The sequence below is a fragment of the Bacillus sp. CR71 genome (assembly GCF_003429245.1).
Lineage (GTDB): Bacteria > Bacillota > Bacilli > Bacillales > Bacillaceae_G > Bacillus_A > Bacillus_A thuringiensis_S.
In genome coordinates this window covers 3469140-3494237 of the sequence record NZ_CP031748.1, presented here as the reverse complement: position 1 = coordinate 3494237, position 25098 = coordinate 3469140, and the positions used below count along the sequence as shown (strand labels likewise).

Here is a 25098-nt window from a genome sequence, read left to right as displayed (position 1 = left end):
CATCCTTTCATGGTTGGAAATTTGATTACATACGCCCAGTAGTTAGCATTCTTAACTGAAACAAATCATTGTATTTTTGTTGATTTTTACTATTTATTAAAAAAAGATTAGAGTCATTTACAAAATCACTAACCCTATATATTTCTGATTCATTTTTTGATGGTGATAAACTTGTATAAGGAAAAATTGATTCAATTTCTTGTAAGACTGTGCTTTTTTGTTCTTCAGAAACATTTTCATCCCATAATAGTACTAAAAATACAGCAGTGCCAAGCCTAGTAACATATATAGCTTGAACATGCTTTACATCGTAAGTTTTATATGGTGGTCTAATTTTTTCATCATCCACGAATATGGGGTTTTTAATAGTCTCAAAAGGTTTTTCAGGGAAAATATCTTTCATTGGTTTCATCTTGAGATGGAACCCTAACAATAATGAAAAATCAGAAGTTGTAGAACTAGTTTCACCAATTAAAAACTTAGAGTTTAAATCAAACCATGGATGTTCAATTTCTCTATAAGAACGAGTAGTATTATAGATTATCTTTAAAATCCATTTTGCTAAATTATTATAGTCGTATGAAACTTCATATGGATCGTGGGACCAATTTTCTTTTAAAAAATAGTCTTTTATAAATTGTGTTCCAACATCATCTAGACGTTTTAAATGAACGTTATTACAAGTTTGGCAAACGTCCTTTATAACATGTTTTGAAGGGCTTAGCGGTATAACTTTCTCTTCACCCATATAAGCATGGGTAGCTTCTGGGAATAATTGGATTAATGCGTTAGGATATACATGTTCTCTAGTTAATTCTTTTTCTTCTTTGCAATATGCACATGGCTTCATTATAAAATTCCTTTCTAGTAAACATTCTTTGGAATTAAAAAAATCAATCAATCTTAATATTATTATAATATATATTAATTAATTATAACACATTTTCCCAAGTGTTCGTTAAATAAGGATTTAACGCGAAGATGAAATTTATAGTTTAATTTTATTTTGTCCCCTCCTGTACAAAGACATGAAAATGGATACTTTTTTATAAAGGAATTACTTTAGTTATATATATCTAAGTACATCTTTACCATGATTTTTAATAGAAAATCTATTAATTAAAAGGTACAGTTGCGTATAAGGATTCTTTCTAAAATAAAAAATAGAGTCTCAGGATACCGTTCCTGAGACTCTATTTTTTATTTTAAACAGGACAACATAATTTTCTCTAACTCTTCTTTACTTAAATTATCTGAAAGAATTGTGACTTGATAAGTATTATTCTTTCCTTTTGCAGGAACAATCATTCTCATCACTTTAAATTTATCCTTTGTGCTTTCAGATAAAGTTATTTTTATACCTACTAATTCATAATTAGTTATCTGTTCACTAGTCCCTACTATCCCCTTTAACGAATCTTCTCCTTGATCTCTAACTGCAGATTGATACACCATATATACGGAATCTTCCTTGCGATATTCATAAGCAATAGTGGGATTCATTTTTTTAATAGACATCGGTGTTTGAATATCTTCTCCAGTAAATTTATACCCTTTTACTACATACGTTGGTGTCTTAATTTGAAAACCAAGATATTCCTCTGCTTGCTTTTTAGTCAATTTTAAAGACGAATAAATTTTCTGTCTAAATGGTCCAATTTCTTCAACATTTTTTTCATATTTTTTTCGCTCTTCTAGGTCTAACTTTTCAGGACTTCCTGCTAATTTTACTTTCTTATACAAAAACTGTGATTCTGTTTCTAAATTAATAAATTGCTCAAATTCTTCCTTCGTAAATAGATTCCTTGCTACTCCAAGTTCTGTAAGTAAAGTATTATACTCCTCACCTGAAACTAAAAATTCCGCTTCTGCCTGTTCTTTTGTACCAATCATTTTTTCTACAATTTGTTGTATAGAAATATCGGTTTGTGTTTTTAAATCTTTCATACTATTTTTCACTTCTATTTGTTGTTTCTCTGGGCTAGTCGGCTTATCGGCACGGGCATTTAATAAGGATACAGATGATACTGCAATAATTGCCACAACTCCTAGCGCAGACCAACGATACGATTTTTTTTGGAACTTTTTAATCATTAGAATTCTCCTTTTTAACATCCTTTTGTTTTTACTGAAATTTGCCACGCTCGGTACTTGATAATAACTTGAGTAATGTTCCAAAAGGCTAATAATAGTATGTCCATACGCAATTTGTTCCTCTGAATCTATACATGTAAGAGCTAATGCATCGCATGCTAGTTCTTGATCTTCCCGCATACATGAGTAGGCATACCAAAGAATGGGATTAAACCAATTTAAAATGAGTAAACCATGCATAAGCCAGTTCACACCGACATCTCTTCGCTTGATGTGAGCCAACTCATGATGGAAAATATATCGTAACTGTTGTTCATCTAATACTTTCATATGTACAGTTGACAATAACAACTTGGGCCGAATAAATCCGAACACTGTTGGACTAGAAACCTTTCCAGATACAAGTAGAGGGATATCTCGTTGAACAGACATAGATTGCTTACATTTTTCAAAAATCCGGATAATTTTCTCATCTGTAATATCAGGTTGTTTTTTTATGTAAAGTAGTAAACGCCTGTTCATAATAAATGTAGCAAAGCTTAGAAGAATAACGCCAGTAAGCCAGATGTATATACAGATTGTATAGAATGGAACCGTCCCATCATCCTGCTTTTCATTATTGTGTGTTTGTGTCTTGTTTGCCTGATTAGTTTGTGTTGAACTTGAGGTATAAGTATCTTCTTTTGTAAGAACCTTTGTATCGTCTATACCTTTCAATTCTTGCATACGTTCTTTTGAAGGAAAAATAGCTACAGGGGTTCGGCTAGAAATGAATGCATCATTATTCTTGTAAGTAAGAACAGAATAGATACTATAGGAACTATCTGGCGACCAAGGTAATACAAGTCTTATTATTAATATAATCCATAGCATGTATTGCCAACGTGGAGTTAACTTATTTCTAAACAAAACCTTGATACATAAGATTAGACCCACTAATATGCTCGCCATAATAGTGGTTTCTATCAACCAATCGAAAAAATGAGGCAGATAGACATTAATAAACATTTCTATCATTATGATCTATCCTTCCTCTGATTTTCCTCAGTCTTCTCATCCAGGATACGTTTAAGTTCGTTAATGTCTTCTGAAGACAGCTTTTCTTCTTTCAGGAAATTTACTAGTAAGGGCTTAAATGCGGCACCATAGAAACGTTTAAGTAAAGATTTCGTTTCTACTTGTAAATAACTATCTTGTGAAACTAAGGGATAATAAGCGTACATACGCCCCTTATCTTGATGGTAAGCAACTGCTTCTTTTTGAACTAATCGATTAATTAGTGTTCGAATCGTTTTGGGTTTCCAATCCATTTTCTTCTCTAACTCTTCAATCACTTCATTTGCCGTTTGTGGAGATTTTAACCACAATACTTTCATTACTTCTAATTCAGCTTCCGAAATTTTAGGTAATTCTTTCATTCGTTTAAATTACACCTCCCGCGGATTACGTTTGTAATCCACAACTGAATATTACACTTGTAATCTCTCTGTGTCAATCTTGTTTTATATTTGTGAAATCCTTTCCTATGCCCATTAACATAAGAACGAGGAAATTAACATCGCTCAGATTGCTCCATCTCTTCCTAGCTGATAGCTATCTCTCTCATTTATACAGTGTTACAAGATTTTTCTTCTAGTGGAATGTATTCCGCCTCTTTTAGCTGATGAAAAGGACGTAATTGTACACTGTATATCGTGTTTCCCGCTGCTCTCATTCCCGAGAAAAAATAAATTTCTCCTTCTATTTCGTAGGCAGGACGTATGATTAGCCCTTTTTGACTTTCATATTGGACATGGCCACTTTCAACGATTCCTTCATTTAACAAGGCATCTCGAGCATTTGTATAGTCATTTCGAAAATCGGTATGAATTGTTCTATAAGACATTGTATCCCTCCAGCGGTTTGATGAGTTGCGTTTAGCTGTGTGCAGCCAGGTGTTTGGCATCTATTTTGAATGACATGTACGTTTAAATTCGATGTAGGAAAACATAATTCCTAGTTTGTTCCTGTTCTTTTATGGAAAAGTAACATTTGTCATATTGTGTTTATAGAATCAAAAAAGAGTAACACCCTTTCTCAGGTACTACTCTATCTTTGTGTTATTGTATATACGGTTTAATATCCGAGTATGCCGACAATTTGAGTTGCTTTGTTGTTACGAATTGAATAATAAATTTCTAAGCCTTTACGTTCAGCTTTTAGTACTTTGCCCTTCATTTTCGATAAATGTTGTGAAACAGATGATTGGGGTATCTCTAAAATTTTTGTTAGTTGGGAAACATTAAAAGTATTATGTTTACTTAGTTCGTTTATAATACGTAAACGAATTGGATGCGCCATTATTTTCAAAATTTCAACATCTTCTTCTGTAATATTAGTTTTTTTTGATTTTAGAACCGTGATTGTCATCGTTATTCTCCTTTATTATTTTCTTATGAAAAGTTATTTACCCTAGTATCCTATGTTTGATTTTATATTTTATATATTTTAATAGATAAAAATTAAAGTAACATTAATAAACTCTATAGTTATTATATAACGCATTTTGTATTCGAGTGTGAAGTTCATCTGGAGTTTACGTGATTTTTATATATTATAATATACAATTAAATAAATTTATATCTGATATCTAATGTTTTAAAATTGTAAATAATAATGGATAGGCTCAGTCATAAATGAAGGAATTTTCTACAATTCTATTACATATACTTACGTTCATACACTATAAAATTAATTACTATTTTCACGTCTTTCTATAAATGTGAGTTGTAGCATACATCTGTCACAATTTGAGCCATAACTTTACCCTTTTGGCAAGATTATGTTTCAAGTAACAAAGAACAAGAAAATGAATACTAAATGTTACAGGTAATATAAAAAGATTATAAGACCAATACTCTTCAAACAAATTAACCAGCTCCTCAAATTCAAGAACTGGTTAATTTGTGTTTAAGTATTTCATTAAACAATAAATATATATAAATTATAAAATTTACTATATACTTGAAACAATACATATAGAGTTACCTACCAAATCGTACCTTCCAAAGCAATTAGGTATTATAAAGTGGTCTCCTTTCTTAAAGAAATAGTGCTCACCTTCTTTAATTAGCTCACCTTCCCCCTTTACTACACTAACAAGAAGGAAAGTTTTTTGTTGTTCCAAACGAACTGATCCATCTAACTCCCATTTTTCAACTGAAAAATATGGACATTTGATAAAGTTAGTTATACTTAAATCATCTACTTTTTCATGTTTAACCGTTAACTGATTCGATTTAAAGGGAGCTTCTATTACATCAATACTCTTTTCAAGATGCAGATCACGTAAATTCCCATCAGAATCTCTTCTATCATAATCATACAATCTATAGGTTGTATCAGAGTTTTGTTGTGTTTCTAATACTAAAATCCCTTTACCAATTGCATGGACAGTTCCACTCGGCACATAGAAGAAATCTCCAGGTTTCACCTTCACACGATGTAACAGTTGGTTCCACTCTTTTTGTTCAATCATAGACATTAATTCTTCTTTTGTTTTCGCATGATGCCCATATATAATTTCTGCGTCTTTAGTGGAATCGATTACATACCAGCATTCTGTTTTTCCTAGTTCTCCATTCTCATGCACGCTAGCATATTCATTATTAGGATGAACTTGAACAGATAAATCTTGATTGGCATCCAAAATTTTTGTAAGAAGAGGGAAATGCTCCCCCTCCATATTTCCAAATAAATCTCGATGGTTATCCCACAGTTCACCCAAGGATAGCCCTTTATACTTTCCGTTCTTAACAATACTTTGTCCATGTTGATGCGCTGCAAAAGCCCAACACTCTCCAGTTTGATTTGATGGAATTTCATATCCAAAAGAAGTTAAATGTGTCCCACCCCAAATTCTTTCTTTAAAAACAGGTGCAAAAAATAATGGTTCAGTCATGATTTGAATCCTCCATTCTATGCAATTTCATCTAGTAGTTTGTATGCTTCTGCTTTTGTTTGAACAGATAATAACCGCTCTCTATAACTATCATCCATTAGTTTTCGAGAAAGCATTTGAAGGATTTTTAAATGTTCATTTCCTTCATTTCCTTTTGGTACCGCAATCATAAATATTAACTTTGCTTCCGTTCCATCAAGACTGTTCCAATTTATACCCGATTGTTTAATTCCAAATACCACGCTCGGTTTCCTAACGGCAGCTGATTTCCCATGTGGAATCGCAATGTTTATACCAATCCCTGTAGTACTTTCTTGCTCACGGTTCATAATAGCCTGTTTAAATTCTATCACTGAATGTAATGCACCCACCTGCTTTAACTTTTGAATCATTTCATCAATGATGTCATCTCGTGTTTCCCCTTTTAAGTCCGTTTCAATTAATTCTAAACTTGTAATATCTGTTAATTTTTTAATTTCTACCTTGTCTACTTGTTCGCCTCTTGCTTGAGCTTCTTGTCCCAGTTGTTGCACTTCTATTGTTGCTGAAACTTCTTTTATTTGTTCATTTTCTTGTTTTTCTAACTTTGAAACGTCTTTTTTCAATACATTTACTACAACAGCTGTCACAATAGAGCCTACAATTACAGCCACAAAAAACATAAATACATTATCTACTGCTCCTAACACAGCAACAATTGGACCACCATGTGCCACTCTGTCTCCTACATGACCAATCATTGCAATCACAGCACCCGTCATCGAACCAGCCATTATACTCGGAATAACACGAAGTGGATCTTGTGCTGCAAAGGGAATCGCACCTTCCGTAATACCAAATAGCCCCATTGTGAATGATGCTTTACCCATTTCTCTCTCTGAATCTTGGAATTTCCCCTTACCTATGAAAGTAGCAAGTCCCATCCCGATTGGTGGAATACAAATTGATGCAGCAATTGGACCCATAATTTCATAGTTTCCTTCTCCAATCATTGCTGAACCAAATAAGAATGCTACTTTATTGACCGGACCACCCATATCAAATGAAATCATTGCCCCTAAAATTAATGCTAAGAGAATTGAACTTGATCCTTGCATACCTGCTAACCAAGCTGTTAATGATACGAAAACTTGTGCGACAGGGGCACCAATAATAAATACAAATGCTAAACCTACAATAAGAGAAGTAAATACCGGAATAATAATAATCGGCATAATTGGTTGAATCGCTTTTGGAACTTTTAATTTTTTGATTCCTAACGCTATGTAACCAGCTAAGAAACCAGCGATAATACCACCAAGAAAACCAGCACCACTTTCACTTCCGTAAAAGCTTCCTGTTGCTGCAATATATCCACCAATCATACCAGGAACAAGTCCAGGCTTATCTGCTATACTATATGCAATATATCCAGCTAGTATTGGAACCATGAACGTAAATGATGCACCACCAATTTGTTCAATAGTTTCCCAGAAAGAACCCTCCGGAATCACTAAACCCCCAGGTGTTTTTTCTCCCCCAAGTGTTAACGCAATTGCAATTAATAATCCCCCGACTACGATAAATGGGACCATAAAAGATACACCATTCATTAAATGACGATATATCGGATTTTGCTTTCTTTCCTGTTGGTTACTTTCTACTATTTTTGACTGTGAATGATAAAGAGGTACATTCCCGCTGATTATTTTTTGAATTAATTCTCCTGGTTTACGAATACCATCTTGTACCCCAACAACCAACAATTTTTTCCCTACAAATCTATCTTTATTTACGACTCTATCTGCAGCTATAATAATGCCGTCTGCTTCGCGAATATCTTGTTCCGTCAACTCATTTTCTACCCCTATTCCACCTTGGGTTTCAATTTTCATTTGGACTCCTAATTTATCCGCTGTTTTTTGCAAATTTTCAGCTGCCATATAAGTATGGGCAATCCCATTTGGACATGATGTAACCGCCAACAATTTCATTCTTAATCCTCCTCACACTTTTTACTAAGCGCCTACATTTACTATAAATTAATATTAAGACGTCAAAAGTTTCATTTTTTACCGTAACTTCCGGAAAATAAATCTTTTACCTAAGCAAACAACAGGTTATTTGATCCTCCACTCTTCGGTTAAATATGTAAAAAGGATAAAAATTTCATTACATTTGTTTCTTTCGTAAGCTTTTGAATAAAGGATGGTTGCTCACTTATAAAGGATAGTTCCTGAAACAATTGTTTCGTTACCTCTTGTCCATCACTTTTAACTGCTAGCATAAATACAAGTGATACCTTTTCTGCTCCCCAATCAATTGGATTCTTTAATGTAGCAATTGCAATTACTGATTCTTGAATAAATTTTGGGTTGCCATGGGGAATTGCGATTCCTGCCCCAATCGTTGTTGCTGACATTTTTTCTCTTATAATTGCATTTTCTGCATACTCTTTATCTACATAACCCTTACTATGCAAAGCATATGCTAATTTTTCAATTAACTCATATGGATGTTGTATATCCTGTTGTAAAAACACTAAAAATGGAGATGTATAATTGAGCATAACAAAGTCTTTTTGTTCTTTATAACTTGGCTCATCATAATTTTGTATAAAGTCCCCTAGCTTCTTTTCTTCTGGCCCCTCTAATAATGGGGATACTACTATATGAGGAATGTTTAATCTTGAAAGACTAGTAGTTGAAATAACGAGATCCACATCACGATGTTTCATTATATAACTTTGTAAATCAGCTTTTGAAATACAGTCCATAACATGGATATGACGAAATTTACGCTCAATTTTTGTACGTAACAACTGCGACATGCCAATGCCCATATGGCAAACAATAATTACATTTTTAGATTTTTCCTGGTGATTTAACCGTTCAACAGATGCTTCAAAGTGTAGAGTAAGATAAGCCGCTTCTTCTTCTGGAATATATATATTTAGAGATTCATTTATCTCTTCTAATACTTGTATCAATACATTAAACACATAGGGATACATTCTCTTTATATCGTGTAACATCGGATTAGAGACAGAAAGATCATAGCTTAAGCGATTCAATGCAGTATATAAATGAATCGTTAACCCTTCAATTAAAATTTCGTCTTTACTGAAATCAATTTCATATAACTGTGACATACGTTTAACTAATTGCTGTATAACCATAGAAAGAATTGGATTACTTTCAGTACGTGTGCTGTCCTGCATTGGTTTATCTTGATAACGAATTTTCCCACCTAAAATATGAGCTGTTAAATACGTAACTTCTTCTTCTGTAAAATGAACTGAAAAAACACATTCCAACTGTTTTAAAAATTCCAATGTCCATATATATTCTTTTGTTTCTTTCAGTATTTTAATTTCCTTTTCAGCATTTAAAATAGGTTGTTTAAGTTTCATTCTCCGTACCATGAGCAATGTATGCACTAATAAACTTTCAAATGTATCATCTGTAAAAAACAATGTATTTCGTTTTTGTAACGCTTTCAATTCGTTCGTAACAAATTCAACCTCATGATATTGAAATTGTTCTTTAATAAATTGATTCGTAAGATCAGAATTACGAATCAAATCTGATAATCTAGCCAATGCTCTTCTTTTTTTCTTTTCAATTCCATCAATAATAAGTCCAACTCGCTGTTTTGAAACAATGGTTAGATCAAAATGATGTAACCATTTTTCAATTCTATCTAAATCTTTTTTTATAGTCGTTCGACTTACAAAATATTGGGATGCCATTTCCTGTGCAGTAACTGCCTTTACATTCATTAATAAGTTGTATGCAATTTGTAGAATTCTTTCTTCATCTGATTCATACTTTGTGCGATTATTAATACAATAAAGTTTATTAAACAAGTCCACCTTTTCATATTCCTCAATCTCTAAGTACACACCTAATCCCGGTTTCCTAACAAGAAGCGCACTTGAATAATTCGCAAGATGCTCCTCAATTATTTTAAAGTCATTACGAATTGTTTTTTCAGAGCAATTCACCTTATCCGCAAGGTCTTGTACTAATGAATAGTCGTTAGATTCAGATAATAGTAGAAATAAAATTTCTTTTTGTCTTGTATTCATAAATTTCACCTATCTCTTATATCTTTCTATGTTATATGCATTACTTTACAAGATACTTTTACCCTCTCTTATAACTAGCAATTTCGATTAATTGTACTCACTTTCAAATTTTAGCTACCTTACGTTAAAAATTCTTATTTAGAATTAATTATTTTTCTCGATACTCCAACATCATTTCTATATTAAGTATCTTCAACAACTAAGAAGACAATTAATTTCAATATACCGTAAAGTATCCTAATTAAAAGTTTAATTTATTACCAAGGCTCCGGAAAAGCTGCTTTATTTCTGTACCAAAATAAAATCCTGTATTAGTAGTTTTTTTATCTACATAATTAATTTTAATCTCTCTTCTAGAATCTCCCTATCTGATTGTGATTTTGAAATTACAAGACATGTATCATTCCCACAAATACACCCTACTTTTTCTTTCCAGTCTACAGAGTCTAATAACACCCCTAAAACATGTGCATTACCCGGTAAAGTTTTAATAATAGTTAATTGATTTATATAATCAATCTTTACGACAACTTCTCCCAGCTTTTTCTTTAACATCATATCAGTTTGTATATTATCTCCTGTGAAGTTTTTATATATAGTTAAACCGTTTGAAGAAACTGTCTTTATTATATTTAATTCGCGAATATCTCGCGAAATAGTAGCTTGTGTTACAATTTCCCCCTTTTTTGCTAACAGCTCTACTAACTTTTCTTGTGTATCTATTTCATACTCTCTCACCGCTTGTTTAATTAGCCTTTGTCTTTTCTCTTTTCTCATAAAAGACGCCCCTTATATCGTTATACTTTTATTATATCTTCCTATAAATTTTATTCGGAAGAGGAAAAGGGGAATGTTGCGGAAACGTTCATAGTTTTGAGTACTTTACGCCCCTATAGGAGCCCACCACACATCCATTAACTTAAGGATGTAGAATCTGGATAAAAAAGAATTATCTTTATTCGCTGAAGAGTTATATTGATATATAATTACTAACCTTCAATTACCAATCCTATCCATTGCAATAAAATAAAATAGGTTGTAACATCTACCAGTATTTAAATGACGAACATTGTTTAAATCATTTCAACTAATATTGAAGAGGAGAATACAATGAATAAAATAAAAAGGTTACTAAAACGTAAAACGACTTGGATAATCCTTATCCTATTCGTATTTGTTTATGTAAATAACAGTTCTTTTTTTGCTGAGAGGGCCGATAGGACTCCTCTTCTTCTTGCTCACCGAGGGCTTTCGCAAACATTTAGCATGGAAGGGATTGAGGGTGATACATGTACAGCTGAACGTATAAATAAACCTGAATATCCTTATTTAGAAAATACAATTCCATCTATGGAAGCGGCATTTAAAGCTGGGGCTGATCTAGTAGAGTTTGATGTTCAACCAACTAAAGATAATAATTTTGTTATTTTTCATGACTGGACTCTTGATTGTCGTACAAATGGTAAAGGTGTTACAAGAGATTTTACAACAAAAGAATTACAAGCACTTGATATTGGTTATGGTTATACAGCTGATGGTGGTAAAACATTCCCTTTTCGTGGTCAAGGGATTAATCTTATGCCAACACTTGATGAAGTACTTAACCATTTTCCAGATCGCTCTTTTCTTATTCATATTAAAAGTGATGATGAAAATGAAGGAATCCAATTGGCTGCTTACCTTAAGAAACTACCAGCAAAACGCCTTGAGCAACTAACTGTATATGGTGGCGATAAACCAATTGCTGCGATAAAAGAGCGCATCCCTAGTTTACGATTAATGTCTAAAGCAACCATGAAAAAGGATCTTCTTACTTATAGGGGTAACACCAACAAAACGCGAATTTCGTACGCTAAGCAAAATTTTATAAAGAAAAAGCCGATTTCCTGTACGCTAAGAGATAATCGGCTTCTTATTACTAAGTTATCTGTAATGGTCGTAGAGAATCTAATGGTGCGATTTCTTTTTTACTAAATCGGTATTCTCCTAGGAAGTTAATGTGTTCCCATCCTAATGGGGAAATGTGTTTTAATAGTTCTTCATCAAATTTTTCTTTTTTCTTCAAAACGTTTATTGCTTCACTTAAATAAACAGTATTCCACACACTAATTGCATTAATTAAGAGGTTTAGTGCACTACTTCTTTGTAGTTGATCTTGTAGCGCTCTTTCTCGTAATTCACCATGTTTTCCAAAGAAAATAGCTCGAGCAAGTGCATTCATAGCTTCTCCTTTATTCAATCCGCGTTGAATACGTCTACGCATTGTTTTATCTGAAAGATAATCTAAGATGAAAATTGTTTTCTCAATTCTTCCTATTTCTCTTAGTGCCTTCGCCACTTTATTTTGACGGGTATAAGAGCCTAATTTCCCCATAATCAATGCACCCGATACTTTCCCTTCTCGGATAGAATGAGCTAGCCGTAAAACATCATCATAATTATCGCAAATTAACTTCATATTAATTTGTCCCCGTATTAAGGATTCTATATTTGAGAATTCTTTAGGTGATCCAATCGTATATAATTTAGAAGTGGCTAAATCACGTAACCTAGGCGCAAAGCGAAAACCTAATAAATGAGCCAATCCAAAGACTTGATCCGTATAGCCCGCTGTATCTGTGTAATGCTCTTCAATAACCAAATCAGATTCATGATGTAATAATCCATCGATAACATGTACAGCATCCCTAGCATTTGTATTAATCACTTTTGTATAAAAAGAAGAAAATTGATCACTTACGAATCGATAGATGGTTGCTCCTTTTCCTGTTCCATAGTGTGGATTGAAACTAGCACTGAGAGAAGAGACCCCAATTTGAACTCTCATTCCATCCGATGATGAAGTAGTTCCGTCTCCCCAATAAGAGGATAAAGGAATTTTATGCTGAAAGTTTACGAGTATGGATTGAGCCCGTTGAAAAGCATCATCATACATTCTCCACTGGCTAGCGTGGGCTAACTGATGATAGGAGATACCTGGAGTAGCATCAGCCATTTTAGTTAGACCAATGTTAGTTCCCATCGCCATCATTGCAGCGAGGGATATAATAATTTCATCGCCTTTAGGGGGTTTATTTGTTGATGCGTGAATCAGTTGCTGTTCAAATCCAGTCCAATTCGATACTTCTAACAGTAAGTCTGTTAGTTTGATACGTGGTAACATATTGTATAGCTTAGCGCTTAATTTCTTGGCGTCTTCTGGGACATCTCGTTCTAAACGATGAATACGTAAACTGCCTTTTTCTAAATCCACGCCTTCTAAAGAATTTACATTGTCTGAAAAACTTTGAATTCGATGTAAAAGGACTTCAGTGCGCTCTTTTATGTACTCCTCTACTTGAACCGGAACTGCTAATCTGGTACCAATATCTTTACTCTCTGTCCATTCTTGTTGTGAAACAAGGTATTCATCAAAGTCTTTATGTTGTCTACTTCCTACAATAGATATATCTCCTGAACGTACATAATTTCGAAGTTCAGTAAATGCAGCTAATTCATAAAAATGCCGATTAATACTTCCATCTTCATCATATACATATCTTTCCCAACGTTTAGAAACAAAGCCTAATGGAGCACCTTCTGAGACTTTTCGTTTTCCAGATTCATTTAACTCATGAATAGTATCTAAAGCTAATAAAACTGGGTTCGCATACTTGGTAGAGCGAAATTCTAAAGCTCTAAGTAAGGTTGGCGTATACTTACGTAAATAATTATAACGACTTTCTAATAAATCAAGATAATCATAATTCATAGGGCGAGATAATTTTTTGGCTTCTTCTACAGAAGCCAAAAATGTTTCCCAAGGCATAACAGTGTCTAATAATAAAAATGGGTCTAAATTTTCTTGTCTAGCTTTAATTAAAGCTGTTCCTAAATTCGCGTAATGATTAATTTTTTCATTAACTGATTTTCCATTCTGTTTTTGAATTTCTTCTTGCTGTTTTCTTCCTTTTAGTTGAAGATTCATGATTTGTTTATCATGAATCTCAAATGCTTGATCAACCAAGTCTTGCGTTAAATCTATTAAATATGCAATCATGATCGCATATTTTTTGGTACTGTGAAATCGCCGGAATGAAAAGGGTTCATACCTTGCTCCTATTCGAGATAATTGTCGTATTCGATTTGGATGTAAACCTTTGGTATCAAGCTTTAATGTCAATCTTCTTATGTAATCTAAGCGTTCAATTACTTTTAAAAATGCATCAGGAGAAAATTGGCCAGGTATTTCTCTTAGCCACGATAAATAAGTTTTTGAAGTATTAGGCATTGGATGGAGTAGTTTATCTAACTTTTCTTGTTGTGAAGAAGTCAAAGAGGCGGTTAGTACTTTAAAAATCTTTTCTTCTGTGCGCTTACGTACTTCCCATACAGCTCGTTCTATTGTTGGTATTGCAGGTAAAATGATTTTCTCTTTTCGTAGTTCTTGTAATGCAGTTTGAATCAGATACATTGTATTTCCATTTTCTAATGCATATGGTTGTAGAAATTTAGAAATCCTTAGATAATCAAGAATAGTAAAATTACGATATCCATATTCTTTACGTATTTCTTCTAAATGCTCTCGCCTAGTAGGTTCTCGTTTTGCATATGCTTCATAGACCGTGTGGTCTACACCAATTTGTTTAGCAACAAACTTTAAGAGTCCTTCAGGAATTGCTGGCATATTCGTAACAGTACATCCAGGATATCTTAAGATACAGAGCTGAACAGCAAATCCTAAGCGATTGTGATCTCTACGATGTTGATTAATGATTTCAAGGTCCTCTGTAGAAAATGTGTAATGCAGTGCTAACTCATGTTCTGTTTCAACAGAAATACGTAATAGTTCTTCCCTTTGTACAGGCGTGAGAAGTTCTTTTCCTCTCATAACATTTCCTCCATTTATAAAATTAATGAGGTTATTTGTTAATGTATCGATACAATGTTGTTTTACTTAGACCCGTAGCCTCTGTAATTTGTTTAATGCTATATTCTTTACTTTGATACATTTTAAGAGCCATTTCAACCTTATCAGTATGTTTTTGTGGTCTTCCTCCTTTTTTTCCACGAGCTCTAGCTGCGTTCAATCCTGTTTTGGTACGTTCGCTAATAATATCTCTTTCTAATTCTGCAATACTTGCCATCATTCGAAAGAAGAATTTTCCCATAGCATTAGAGGTATCAATGTTGTCATGAATAGAAATAAAATCTACACCTAGTTCTTTGAATTTTTCACTTAACTCAATTAGGTGTTTTGTAGAGCGAGAAATTCGATCAAGTTTGTAAACAACTATCTTATCGCCTTTACGTAATACTTTTAGCAACTCCTCGAGTTGAGGGCGCTCTTTTTTTATTCCTGTCATTTTCTCCTGGTATAGCCTTTCTACGCCATATTGTTGCAAAGCATCTATTTGCATATCGAGATTTTGTTCTTCTGTGCTGACACGAGCATAACCAAAAATCAAATTGTTTCACTTCCTATCTAAATATATCTATTAAAATAGTACCAAAAACCTCATTAAATTAAAATAAGGAACTTTGTTTTTGGATATGAGTTTTAGTACTCAATATGGATGAGTTTTTAACGCTTTTGTAAAAAAAACAAACAAGTACCATAAACGTTCGTTTTTGGGATAGACCTTGTAGAATAAATTCGTTCATCAAGTAATTATTTCTGAGAATATCCCCGTAAATGATTGAATAAATAATCTTTTGGAAAATACATACTAGGAAGTGAGTTAATGAACTTATCATAACTCCGTTCGTAAAATCTATAAAGTATTACTAAATACCAAGAAACTCAAAATGAAGAGGTACCTTAAACAATAAAAGAAACCTTAAAATAAATTTTATACATAATTAGAAAATAGATTTCAGAATTATATTGACAATTTTTAATTTCTAATAATGCTAATTTAAGAAAAAATTAATTTAGAACTTTTTGTGTGTCTCACAGCTGAGCCTCATATTTCCCTCTTCTCTAAAGCATTGGCAAAAGCCACCGTAAAAAAATAGGGGAAAATAAAAGACATGGATCAGGTATCATACAATACCGATTCCATGCCTCAGAAATGATTGAACTTTAAGATAGAACTTCTATTTATTTTCTATTTTTAATTCTTTTACGCCTTCTTTTAAGACTTGTGCTTCAATCTTAAGGGTATTCCATTGGTCTTTAGCTGTATTTAACAGCGGAAGGATAAATGCCAATTTATTAGATGATGCTTTATTTGATGTTTTATCTACTGTTCGAATTATATTGTGATATTGTGCATCCAAATCATCCCACTGAGTTTTCATATACTGCAATTGGTCAATAGCATCCTCTAAAGATTTTTGCATTCCCTCGAGACTGTTAGATGCAATTGTAATTGAATCACTTAAATTCTTTGAACGCTTTATCTTGATATCTAAATTATTTTGGTCATCATTTTTTTTATCTACCTCGTTTTCTGCTACGGTCCTCCAAATCTTACCCGTCACCCAAGCAAAAAATCCTCCTGCTCCAGCTATTGAACTGCTTTCTTCAATAACATTCCCTTTAATTTCTTCAAATTTTATGTCATTTATTTTCGCGATTAATTCTTCAAGACTTTTTTCATCTTTTATAATCTCGGGATTCAGACTAACTAAATGATTTCTTAGCGATTCCTTATTTTGTCCAAATTCCCTAACATCATTGGAGATCAATTCTCTTAACTTTTGTAGTTCAGTTATTAAATTTTGTGCAAAGGTTTTATTATGTTGTATCTCTTCCTGCAAGTCTTCCAACCCTTCTTTTAAAACATCATTATCTCCCTCTTTTACAGCATTCTTTAACACATCATAATAACTATTAAATTGTGTATCATAGTTTATAATATTTTCAAAGTTATTTAAGAGTAAAACTTTTACTGTATTGTCCCAATATAATGCATTCTGTCTGGCAGTCGTTTGACTATTTTTTAGTTTATTCAATAATTCCTTATCATTAAATAAACTAGCTTCTTCTATATTAATATCTGGAGTCTTTGCTAATAACAAAGAATAAGCATTCATTTTATTAGCAAATATGCTTGCTTTTTCTAATGTTTCTTTCAATCGTGGCCCTTTTATAGCCAATTCACTCTGTACATTGCCTTCTTTTATTGGTTGACTGATTTCACTGGCAAAAGTAGAAATTGGGACTAAAGTACTAGAGCTTAAAACACCGAAGAGGGTAGATACAACTATAACTTTATATGATATTTTTTTCATTTTATTAATCTCCTATCATTTTTATCCTATTACATAATTATATTTTTTAGTTCTTTACTTTTGATATGTCGTTAGCTATTAATTCTGCATCATGTTTAATGTCCTGCCAGTCTTTTTTTGCGGACTCTAAATCATTTTTTATTATTTTTAAATTTTGCTCATCAATTGAATCTATATTATCAATCAATACTTGATAATTTTCACCCATTTTATCCCACTGTTTTTTCATTGTTGTAAGAGAGAGAATAGCTTGATCCACTGTTTGATATAATTCAGTTAAATGACTTTTTGCACTTGTTAATGAAATGACCGCTTTTTCAGCAATGCTAGCTTTTTCGCTTAATTCTTTAATTTCATTCGATACATTGTTATAACCCTCTAAATTTTTTGAAACCATTATTCCAGTAGTTGTACCTAATGCTACACCAGCTGAGGCAAGTGCAACTAAAACACCAACAACTAGCGGTGTAGCTGTCCCTGCAGAAACTACGACAACAATAGTCCCTGCGATTGCAGCACCTATTAATAGTGTGGTACCAATTCCTCCACCAATTCCCCAACCTAACATGTTATTAAAATGCTCTTTTTGGGTATTGTTTAAAACTTCTATTTCTTTTTTGAGTTTTGGTAAGATTGCATTTTGTCCGCTTAAAATTGCAAGCAACCCTGGTTGTCCATTATTACCATCAATTCCTGCTTTTAATTCTGTTGAATCTGTATATAATTTACCTTTAAATTCCTTTAGCATATTAATTACTGCTGCAACTTCTTTTTGATTTTGCGAAATGTTCTCCAATAAATCTCCTAACCCTTCTTTGAGAAGAGCTTTGTTGCCCGTATTTGTAGCATTAACTAAATTGTCATAGTAGTTTTGAAACTGTATATTATAACTTAAAATATCTTGTGATACTTGAGTAAAATTCGGCTTGACAGTATCCAACCAATAATTCGCATTTTGTATTGCAGTTTTTTGACTCTGCTGAATTTGCTTTGCTAGCTCCTCTCCTTCCTCACCTAGTGAAAGTTTAGAAAGATCTATAATAGGAGTTTTTATAACAGTTAAAGCATATATATTCATTGCTAATGTATTTGAACCAGTTTTAGCCAATGCTTCTTTCATTCCTTTAGGTCCTAATTCATATCCATTAGTTTCTTGCTTTTGATTTTCTGAAACTTTTTCTTGAGCAAATACCTTGATAGGAAGAACGTTACTGGTTGTAGCAAAAGCAATTAATGTTGCTAACGTAACAACTTTATATGGAGTTTTTTTCATTATGCCTCGCCTCTATTCTGTAAATATAAATTATTTACTAACCCTATAGGGATTAGTTTTGGGTTACCTCTGCTGAATTAAATTTTTGCATCTGTTTTTCAAGTTGATTGCGTAAATCCTTTAATCTTCTCAATTTAGAAGGTAATGATTTATATATTCCCTGGTTAGCATTACTATTCATTATATCTATACAAGAACCAATTTCTCCCCAATCTTTTTTGTATTGAGTAAGCAGTTCAATTGTATATGTTATTTGCTCTGAGAATTGTTCTAAATCATTTTTCATTTCAAGTATCCTTACTTGTTGAAGTTCGCTTACTGATAAATCTTTAGTTACTTTGTATAAACTTTCATTTTGTGTCTGTAAATCAGCTAACTTCTCACGTTGACCAGCTGTTAGATTATTTATTTTTTCAAATTCATTAGAGATTTTCTCAAATTTTTCAGGATCTAACAATTTGGTGTAGTCATGCTTTTCTGCTTCAGCTTTTGCAGCTGCAATCATATCCTCTTTTCGTGCATTTTCAACTTTTTCGCGTGCTTTTTTTTTCGCTTCTTCTATTTCCTGTTCAGATTTATTTTCTTTTTTTGCGGTTTCTTCAGCGTCATTTACTGCTTTTTTAATTCTGTCATTAATTTCTTTGCCATTATTCACAGCTGCCATCGCAGATTCTGCAACAGGTGATATTAAATCTTTGGATAATGAATATACCTCTTTAAAAACTTCCCAGCTCTCTGAATTTAAAGCACCAGGTACTGAAGCTATTTCTTTCAAATCTTCATTAATTGCCTTTTGTGCTTCTAAAATTTCTTTTTTGTATCTATTAACTTTGCCATCCGAACTTCCTAGCAACTTTTCTCCTTCTTCCACTTTTATACTAAGCTTTTTCATTTTTTTATCTAATTGTGACTTAAACATAGTTATTTCATTAATTGCACTTTGAATCTTGGATTTATTAGATGTAACTTGTGACTGTAATACATCTAATCGATCCAAAAGCTCTTGTTTCTCTTTTTCATCTTCTGTTTCATGTTTTAAACTTGGATAGTAACTATCAAATTTATTTATAAATCCTTTGCTTTTTGTACTTAATTGTATCAATCGTGGATTAAGTTCGTTCGCCCATTCAATCATATCTCTTTTAATATCTGATTGAATTGTATTTAATTCTGGTAGTTCGATTAAATGAATATTAGGACGCATGTTAGCCTCATCAATATACATCTGAATTAAAATTGATTGGACGCCTAACTTTCGTAATGAAGATGAAATATCCAATTCTTCAGACAGATTTTCTGCATAAACAACTTCATTTGAAGATATATTTGATAACATTAATCCATTACTAACTAACGAAGTTGTTACAACAATTAAAAAAAACTTCTTTTTCATCATAATAATTACTCCTTTATCTTGTTATTTCCCTATGTTTATACATATTTTTTATTTATTGAAAATAACGTGCTGTACAATTTCGCGAAAATATTTGGTTTGAAAATATCCAGAATATGATTTATCGAATTTCCTTAATATCATTTTTAACATCCAAAAACTCTCCCTTCTGTAAAACTTATTAAAGATATAAAGTGGTTTTAATATCCTCGTTAAACGTGTAATTTCCCTTCTATTATGATTTCTCAAACCGTAAACTAATGAAGAAAATTACTACTATCCTTTTCATTATTTTGCTGTTTGTTTAATAATGAAACCTTCCTTGTATTGTTTTGTATACAAAACGAAGATATAAGAGATACCTTATGTCTTTTATAAACTAAAATAATGTCGACTTCATGTATCCATGATAGAGATGTTTCATACTTCTGTCAATATTTATTATCAGGGTATTTTTGGTAAAAATCAAAATGAAATTCATTTTGCATCTTAATAGCTTAGTATCAACTATTAACTAGAAATTAAAGATAAACAAGCAATTTTTTCGTGAAAAAATTTATAATATTAGTTATTATTATGGACAGAATAGCTTATTGACTCCTTCGGCTATACTATACTTAACTTTATTGGTGCGCATATTTTTTTAAAAATGTATACTTTGCAATGTACTCTGTATTAATGTACATATGTAAAGATATTGACTTTATAAATGTTTGTTGAGAAAATAAAAGATATTAAGGGTATTTAAAAGTTATGATGAAAGGTGTTAATATAATGAATTATTCAAAGGGAACAAACTATGCTTTGCATACAACACTTCATTTAGCAAAAGCGGATAATAAAACTCTTTTAAGTGTTCATGAGTTAGCTGCAAAAGAATCTGTTTCTGCAACTTATTTATCAAAAATACTAACGAAATTAACTAAATATGGCCTTATTGAATCTGTATCTGGCGCACAAGGGGGATATCGCCTAAAAAAAAGTAAATATGATATAACTTTTTTAGATATTATACACGCAGTTGAAGGGACTGCACCTCTTTTTAAAAGTTGTGAAAGTAACGATCCTGAGTGCTTGATAGAAGCTGTTATGAAAGAAGCTGAAAAACAAATGAATGATTATTTAAATAATAAAACTATTGGAGAAATTGCTGATATATTACAAAATAATGAAGTCTAAAAAGAGGATTCTTTAAAAGGGAAAATTATATTGAATAATTTATTGAGAAAGCAGTATTTTAATTTTTAATTTATGTTATATAAAGAAAGGGGATTAAAAATGTTGTATATAAAATTTGTAAAACTTGTTAGAAAACTTCGCTCCGGACAAATGTATACGATGAAGCATTGTACGGAGCTTAATCAAGAAGCGTAATGCTTCTTATATTCATCGGCTAAATAATCTAAAAAAAGCGTGGTTATTACTATGCTTATTTAGTTATGGTTATTTGCTGATGATAGAATAGATTAAGGGGCCATAGATAATGCTTTGTCTATAGTCCTTTGTGTTTGTTGCAACTCGAATGAGTTTTACAACAAATCGGCATTGTATATACCATACTAATACATTTAGAAAGTATGATATACACAAAAAGCAGAGGGCTAATGTCACAAGACATTTTTCTCTGCTTTTTTATTTTTTTAAGAAAAGAGGAAACAATATGAGCTTACTTACAGTAGAGAACTTATCACATTCATTTATAGATAAAAACTTATACGAAAATGCCTTTTTCGATTTGCATAAGGGCGAACATATGGGAATAGTTGGACAGAACGGGGCTGGCAAAAGTACCTTAATAAAAATATTAATGGGAGAGATTATTCCTGATAAAGGGAAAATCAAGTGGCAACCCAACATTCAAATAGGACATTTAGATCAATATGCTGAAATTAATGGAAACGATACGATTTGGGAATATCTTAAGACTGCGTTTGCAGATTTATTTGAGATAGAGACTAAAATGAAAAAACTATATCAAGATATTTCTATTACTGATGATATGGATCAATTAATACAAGCTGCAACTTATCAAGAACAATTGGAAGCTAACGATTTTTATTCAGTAGAGAGTACCATTAATAAAATTGCCACTGGATTAGGTATAGATGCAATTGGAATGAATCGTAAAATCCAAGAGTTAAGTGGCGGACAACGTGCTAAAGTTATTTTAGCAAAGCTATTACTGGAGAAACCGAATGTATTGTTGCTGGATGAACCAACAAACTTCCTGGATAAAGAACATGTGGAATGGCTTGCCAATTATTTAGAAATATTTGAAGGGGCTTTTATCGTTGTTTCCCATGACTTTACTTTTTTAGAAAAAGTATCTTCTTGTATATGTGATATAGAGTTTGGCACTATAAAAAAATATTTTGGTAAATACTCAGACTTTCTTCGTCAAAAACAGCACTTACGACAAGACTATATCCGTCGATATAATGCACAGCAAAAAAAAATTGAAAAGACCGAAGAATATATCCGAAGAAATATTGCAGGAAATAACTCTAAAATAGCAAAAGGACGTAGAAAACAACTGGAAAGAATAGAAAGAATTGCTCCACCTACGTTTACTCATAAGCCATCTATTGAGTTTAATGAAGTGCCAATTTCATCCCATACAGTACTCACAACCAAAAATCTTGAAATTGGATATACTTCAGTGCTTTTACCTAAATTAAATTTTTCAGTTATAGGTGGGCAAAAAATGATTGTTACAGGGTTTAACGGGATTGGAAAATCAACATTATTAAAAACTTTAGTTGGACGTATACCAGCTATTGCAGGTTATTTTAGATTTTCGGAACAGATACAAATAGGATACTATGAACAAGATTTAAACTGGGATAATGGAGCAATGACACCACTTCAAATTATCTCAGAGCAGTTCCCAAAACTAAATGAAAAAGAAATACGGAAACATTTAGCACAGTGTGGTGTAAAAGATAAGAATGTTTCACAAGCAATTAGCACATTAAGTGGTGGAGAACAATCAAAAGTGAAATTATGCATTTTGAAACTTTCTCCATGTAATTTTCTCATTTTGGATGAACCTACGAACCATTTGGACGCGGAAGCGAAAGAAGCCTTACGGAACGCTTTAATCAAGTTTAAAGGAAGTATATTGCTTGTTTCTCATGAAGAGAATTTTTACCGTGATTGGGCAGATAATATTTTTAATATAGAAAGTGGAATCATGTAAATTCTGTAAAACAAACTTGTAATAGAACTAAAAGTATACAGAGCGTGATTATAATGAAAGTTGATTCATATGTGCGGAAATCATTCCCCGCACATATGAATACAAATTTTCTCCTTTTAATAAAGGGAGGATATCTAAATAAATTTTTAGCATGAAACAATGCTATGGAAGGAAAGAAGTGAAATATATGATTTTGGAAAGAAAAAAAATTATTCTTATTGTAACGGCATTAATGCTTAGTATATTAGTTGCTTCAATGGACAATACAATTGTTGTAACAGCAATGGGTACCATTGTTGCAGAACTTGGAAATTTAGAAGATTTTGTATGGGTAATATCCGCTTATATGATTACTGAAATGGCTGGTATGCCTATTTTCGGTAAATTATCTGATATGTATGGACGAAAACGTTTTTTTATTTTCGGTCTAACTATTTTTATGATTGGTTCAGCATTGTGTGGCACTGCAGATAGCCTAATGCAATTAGGAATTTATCGTATTATTCAGGGAATTGGAGGAGGAGCAATTGTACCAATCGCTTTTACAATCGCTTTTGATATTTTCCCTCCTGAAAAACGTGGAATGATTTTAGGACTTCTGGGGTCAGTATTTGGAATATCTAGTATAATAGGTCCATTATTAGGAGCTTATATTACAGATTTCATTAGCTGGCATTGGGTATTTTATGTAAACATACCAATAGGTTTTCTCGCAATACTTTTCATTGCTATTTGTTATAAAGAATCTTCCGTACATGAAAAACAAAAAATTGATTGGTTTGGATCTGTTACACTAATTGGTGCCGTTTCCTGTCTAGTTTTTGCTTTGGAATTTGGAGGGGAAAAATATGCTTGGGATTCTTCCACCATTATAAGTTTATTAATTGGCTTTATTATATTCAGTATTGCATTCTTATTTATTGAAACGAGAGTAGAAGAACCAATTATTTCTCTTAAAATGTTTCAAAACCGTTTATTTGCAACAACAGCCATAATCGCATTGCTTTACGGAGCGACATTGATTGTGCCGACAGTATATATCCCACTCTTCATACAAGGTGTATATGGAGGAAGTGCTACAAAAGCAGGTTTACTGTTAATACCGATGATGTTAGCAACAGCTGTAACTTCGCAATTAGGTGGCTACTGCATGTTGAAATGGAATTACCGAAATATCATGATTGGTTCATCATTACTTACAATAGCAGGTATTCTCCTTTTAAGCACCATAGCACCTTCAACAAATCATTTATTATTAATAAGTTATATGATTATTGTAGGGGCTGGCATTGGTTTTTCATTCCCAGTGTTAGGGTCTTCTGCGATTCATTCAATTGATGTTAGTCAAAGGGGAGCTGCAACTTCTACAACTACCTTTATTCGCTTGCTTGGTACAACCGTTAGTGTTACTGTATTTGGAATCATTCAAAGAACAAACTTCCAAAGAGGATTAGACACGACATCTATAAGTGAGAATAATAATTTTCATGATACAAATGCCATTTTGTCAGAAGATGCTCGTTCTTTAATACCACACAACATTTTAGAGCAAGTAACAAATATATTATCAAATTCAATTAGTCATACATTTTTGTGGGCTTTAATTCCGGCTAGCTTAGCGCTAATGTTCATTTTTTTAATGGGAAATGCGAAATTGAATCAATCTAAATAGATACAGATATAATAATTTTAACTATAATACCAGCTAAAAAGAACATACCGATTAGTATTGTTTTTTATGTCAATAAATTCATTATCTAAGCTAGATTAGGTTGTACTGTAAACAAATTAAAGTGCTACTTTAATTAAATTTAAACAGAAAAATGCTGAAGATACCTTCTATTAAAAAAAGACGATTCTTAATACCAAAGAATCGTCTTTTTCGTTTTCAATTTTGCTTAGCGTACGAAAT

Annotated in this window: 17 protein-coding genes and 1 pseudogene; 4 read left to right on the top strand and 14 right to left on the bottom strand. The window is 32.2% G+C overall.

Annotation, left to right across the window (positions count from 1 at the left end):
* Positions 1–25: 25 nt before the first annotated feature.
* From DOS87_RS17565 to DOS87_RS17525, 9 genes are all read right to left on the bottom strand, one after another.
* Positions 26–850, bottom strand: coding sequence for a hypothetical protein (locus tag DOS87_RS17565; RefSeq protein WP_208730061.1), 825 nt, complete (start codon positions 848–850; stop codon positions 26–28).
* Positions 851–1200: 350 nt separating this feature from the next.
* Complete coding sequence (locus DOS87_RS17560) at positions 1201–3111, bottom strand: M56 family metallopeptidase (protein ID WP_151614278.1); 1911 nt, start codon at positions 3109–3111, stop codon at positions 1201–1203.
* Entirely contained in the window at positions 3111–3512 is a 402-nt protein-coding gene (locus tag DOS87_RS17555; RefSeq protein ID WP_071714048.1) for a BlaI/MecI/CopY family transcriptional regulator, read from the bottom strand. Before DOS87_RS17555 ends, DOS87_RS17560 begins: the two co-directional genes overlap by 1 nt.
* Positions 3513–3700: 188 nt before the next feature.
* Complete coding sequence (locus DOS87_RS17550) at positions 3701–3979, bottom strand: hypothetical protein (protein ID WP_071714049.1); 279 nt, start codon at positions 3977–3979, stop codon at positions 3701–3703.
* Positions 3980–4209: 230 nt separating this feature from the next.
* Positions 4210–4503: an ArsR/SmtB family transcription factor gene (locus tag DOS87_RS17545; protein WP_071714050.1), complete on the bottom strand. Its 294-nt coding sequence runs from the start codon at positions 4501–4503 to the stop codon at positions 4210–4212.
* A 586-nt stretch (positions 4504–5089) separates the two neighbouring features.
* The gene (manA, locus tag DOS87_RS17540; protein WP_071714051.1) at positions 5090–6034 is read right to left on the bottom strand and encodes a mannose-6-phosphate isomerase, class I; all 945 of its coding nucleotides are present in this window, start codon (positions 6032–6034) and stop codon (positions 5090–5092) included.
* 17 nt (positions 6035–6051) lie between these two features.
* Positions 6052–8007 (bottom strand): fructose-specific PTS transporter subunit EIIC, encoded by a 1956-nt coding sequence (locus tag DOS87_RS17535; RefSeq protein ID WP_208730060.1) that lies wholly within the window; start codon positions 8005–8007, stop codon positions 6052–6054.
* A 149-nt stretch (positions 8008–8156) separates the two neighbouring features.
* Positions 8157–10103 carry a BglG family transcription antiterminator gene (locus tag DOS87_RS17530; protein WP_208730059.1) on the bottom strand — a complete coding sequence of 649 codons (1947 nt, stop codon included), beginning with the start codon at positions 10101–10103 and terminating at the stop codon, positions 8157–8159.
* Between the two features lie 327 nt (positions 10104–10430).
* Positions 10431–10880, bottom strand: a complete 450-nt coding sequence (locus DOS87_RS17525) for an arginine repressor (RefSeq protein ID WP_208730058.1) — start codon at positions 10878–10880, stop codon at positions 10431–10433.
* Positions 10881–11213: 333 nt separating this feature from the next.
* Between DOS87_RS17525 and DOS87_RS17520 the strand changes: the two are divergent.
* A pseudogene (locus tag DOS87_RS17520) lies at positions 11214–11921 on the top strand (glycerophosphodiester phosphodiesterase family protein); the annotation flags it as partial.
* 100 nt (positions 11922–12021) lie between these two features.
* On the opposite strand, the gene DOS87_RS17515 reads toward DOS87_RS17520, so the two are convergent.
* The 5 genes from DOS87_RS17515 to DOS87_RS17495 form a co-directional block, all read right to left on the bottom strand.
* A complete protein-coding gene (locus tag DOS87_RS17515) occupies positions 12022–14973 on the bottom strand; it encodes a Tn3 family transposase (RefSeq protein ID WP_208730057.1) in 2952 nt (983 codons plus the stop codon).
* A 31-nt stretch (positions 14974–15004) separates the two neighbouring features.
* Positions 15005–15550 carry a recombinase family protein gene (locus DOS87_RS17510; RefSeq protein WP_000576159.1) on the bottom strand — a complete coding sequence of 182 codons (546 nt, stop codon included), beginning with the start codon at positions 15548–15550 and terminating at the stop codon, positions 15005–15007.
* 631 nt (positions 15551–16181) lie between these two features.
* The gene (locus DOS87_RS17505; RefSeq protein ID WP_208730056.1) at positions 16182–17321 is read right to left on the bottom strand and encodes a ClyA family alpha-helical pore-forming toxin; all 1140 of its coding nucleotides are present in this window, start codon (positions 17319–17321) and stop codon (positions 16182–16184) included.
* 46 nt (positions 17322–17367) lie between these two features.
* Positions 17368–18594 (bottom strand): ClyA family alpha-helical pore-forming toxin, encoded by a 1227-nt coding sequence (locus DOS87_RS17500; RefSeq protein WP_208730055.1) that lies wholly within the window; start codon positions 18592–18594, stop codon positions 17368–17370.
* Positions 18595–18646: 52 nt separating this feature from the next.
* A complete protein-coding gene (locus DOS87_RS17495) occupies positions 18647–19990 on the bottom strand; it encodes an HBL/NHE enterotoxin family protein (RefSeq protein WP_208730054.1) in 1344 nt (447 codons plus the stop codon).
* 771 nt (positions 19991–20761) lie between these two features.
* On the opposite strand from DOS87_RS17495, the gene DOS87_RS17490 reads away from it, so the two are divergent.
* The 3 genes from DOS87_RS17490 (at position 20762) to DOS87_RS17480 (ending at position 24858) form a co-directional block, all read left to right on the top strand.
* Entirely contained in the window at positions 20762–21166 is a 405-nt protein-coding gene (locus tag DOS87_RS17490; protein WP_208730053.1) for an RrF2 family transcriptional regulator, read from the top strand.
* A 481-nt stretch (positions 21167–21647) separates the two neighbouring features.
* A complete protein-coding gene (locus tag DOS87_RS17485; protein WP_208730052.1) occupies positions 21648–23186 on the top strand; it encodes an ABC-F family ATP-binding cassette domain-containing protein in 1539 nt (512 codons plus the stop codon).
* 187 nt (positions 23187–23373) lie between these two features.
* Positions 23374–24858, top strand: coding sequence for an MDR family MFS transporter (locus tag DOS87_RS17480; protein WP_208730387.1), 1485 nt, complete (start codon positions 23374–23376; stop codon positions 24856–24858).
* The last annotated feature ends 240 nt before the right edge of the window (positions 24859–25098 follow it).

What these genes read in the sequence shown, in the direction of transcription:
- DOS87_RS17550 (WP_071714049.1), bottom strand. Translation starts at nt 3,979, where the DNA reads ATGTCTTATAGAACAATTCATACCGATTTTCGAAATGACTATACAAAT.
- DOS87_RS17495 (WP_208730054.1), bottom strand. Translation starts at nt 19,990, where the DNA reads ATGATGAAAAAGAAGTTTTTTTTAATTGTTGTAACAACTTCGTTAGTT.
- DOS87_RS17485 (WP_208730052.1), top strand. Translation starts at nt 21,648, where the DNA reads ATGAGCTTACTTACAGTAGAGAACTTATCACATTCATTTATAGATAAA.
- manA (WP_071714051.1), bottom strand. Translation starts at nt 6,034, where the DNA reads ATGACTGAACCATTATTTTTTGCACCTGTTTTTAAAGAAAGAATTTGG.
- DOS87_RS17545 (WP_071714050.1), bottom strand. Translation starts at nt 4,503, where the DNA reads ATGACAATCACGGTTCTAAAATCAAAAAAAACTAATATTACAGAAGAA.
- DOS87_RS17500 (WP_208730055.1), bottom strand. Translation starts at nt 18,594, where the DNA reads ATGAAAAAAACTCCATATAAAGTTGTTACGTTAGCAACATTAATTGCT.
- DOS87_RS17560 (WP_151614278.1), bottom strand. Translation starts at nt 3,111, where the DNA reads ATGATAGAAATGTTTATTAATGTCTATCTGCCTCATTTTTTCGATTGG.
- DOS87_RS17530 (WP_208730059.1), bottom strand. Translation starts at nt 10,103, where the DNA reads ATGAATACAAGACAAAAAGAAATTTTATTTCTACTATTATCTGAATCT.
- DOS87_RS17565 (WP_208730061.1), bottom strand. Translation starts at nt 850, where the DNA reads ATGAAGCCATGTGCATATTGCAAAGAAGAAAAAGAATTAACTAGAGAA.
- DOS87_RS17525 (WP_208730058.1), bottom strand. Translation starts at nt 10,880, where the DNA reads ATGAGAAAAGAGAAAAGACAAAGGCTAATTAAACAAGCGGTGAGAGAG.
- DOS87_RS17505 (WP_208730056.1), bottom strand. Translation starts at nt 17,321, where the DNA reads ATGAAAAAAATATCATATAAAGTTATAGTTGTATCTACCCTCTTCGGT.
- DOS87_RS17535 (WP_208730060.1), bottom strand. Translation starts at nt 8,007, where the DNA reads ATGAAATTGTTGGCGGTTACATCATGTCCAAATGGGATTGCCCATACT.
- DOS87_RS17480 (WP_208730387.1), top strand. Translation starts at nt 23,374, where the DNA reads ATGATTTTGGAAAGAAAAAAAATTATTCTTATTGTAACGGCATTAATG.
- DOS87_RS17555 (WP_071714048.1), bottom strand. Translation starts at nt 3,512, where the DNA reads ATGAAAGAATTACCTAAAATTTCGGAAGCTGAATTAGAAGTAATGAAA.
- DOS87_RS17490 (WP_208730053.1), top strand. Translation starts at nt 20,762, where the DNA reads ATGAATTATTCAAAGGGAACAAACTATGCTTTGCATACAACACTTCAT.
- DOS87_RS17515 (WP_208730057.1), bottom strand. Translation starts at nt 14,973, where the DNA reads ATGAGAGGAAAAGAACTTCTCACGCCTGTACAAAGGGAAGAACTATTA.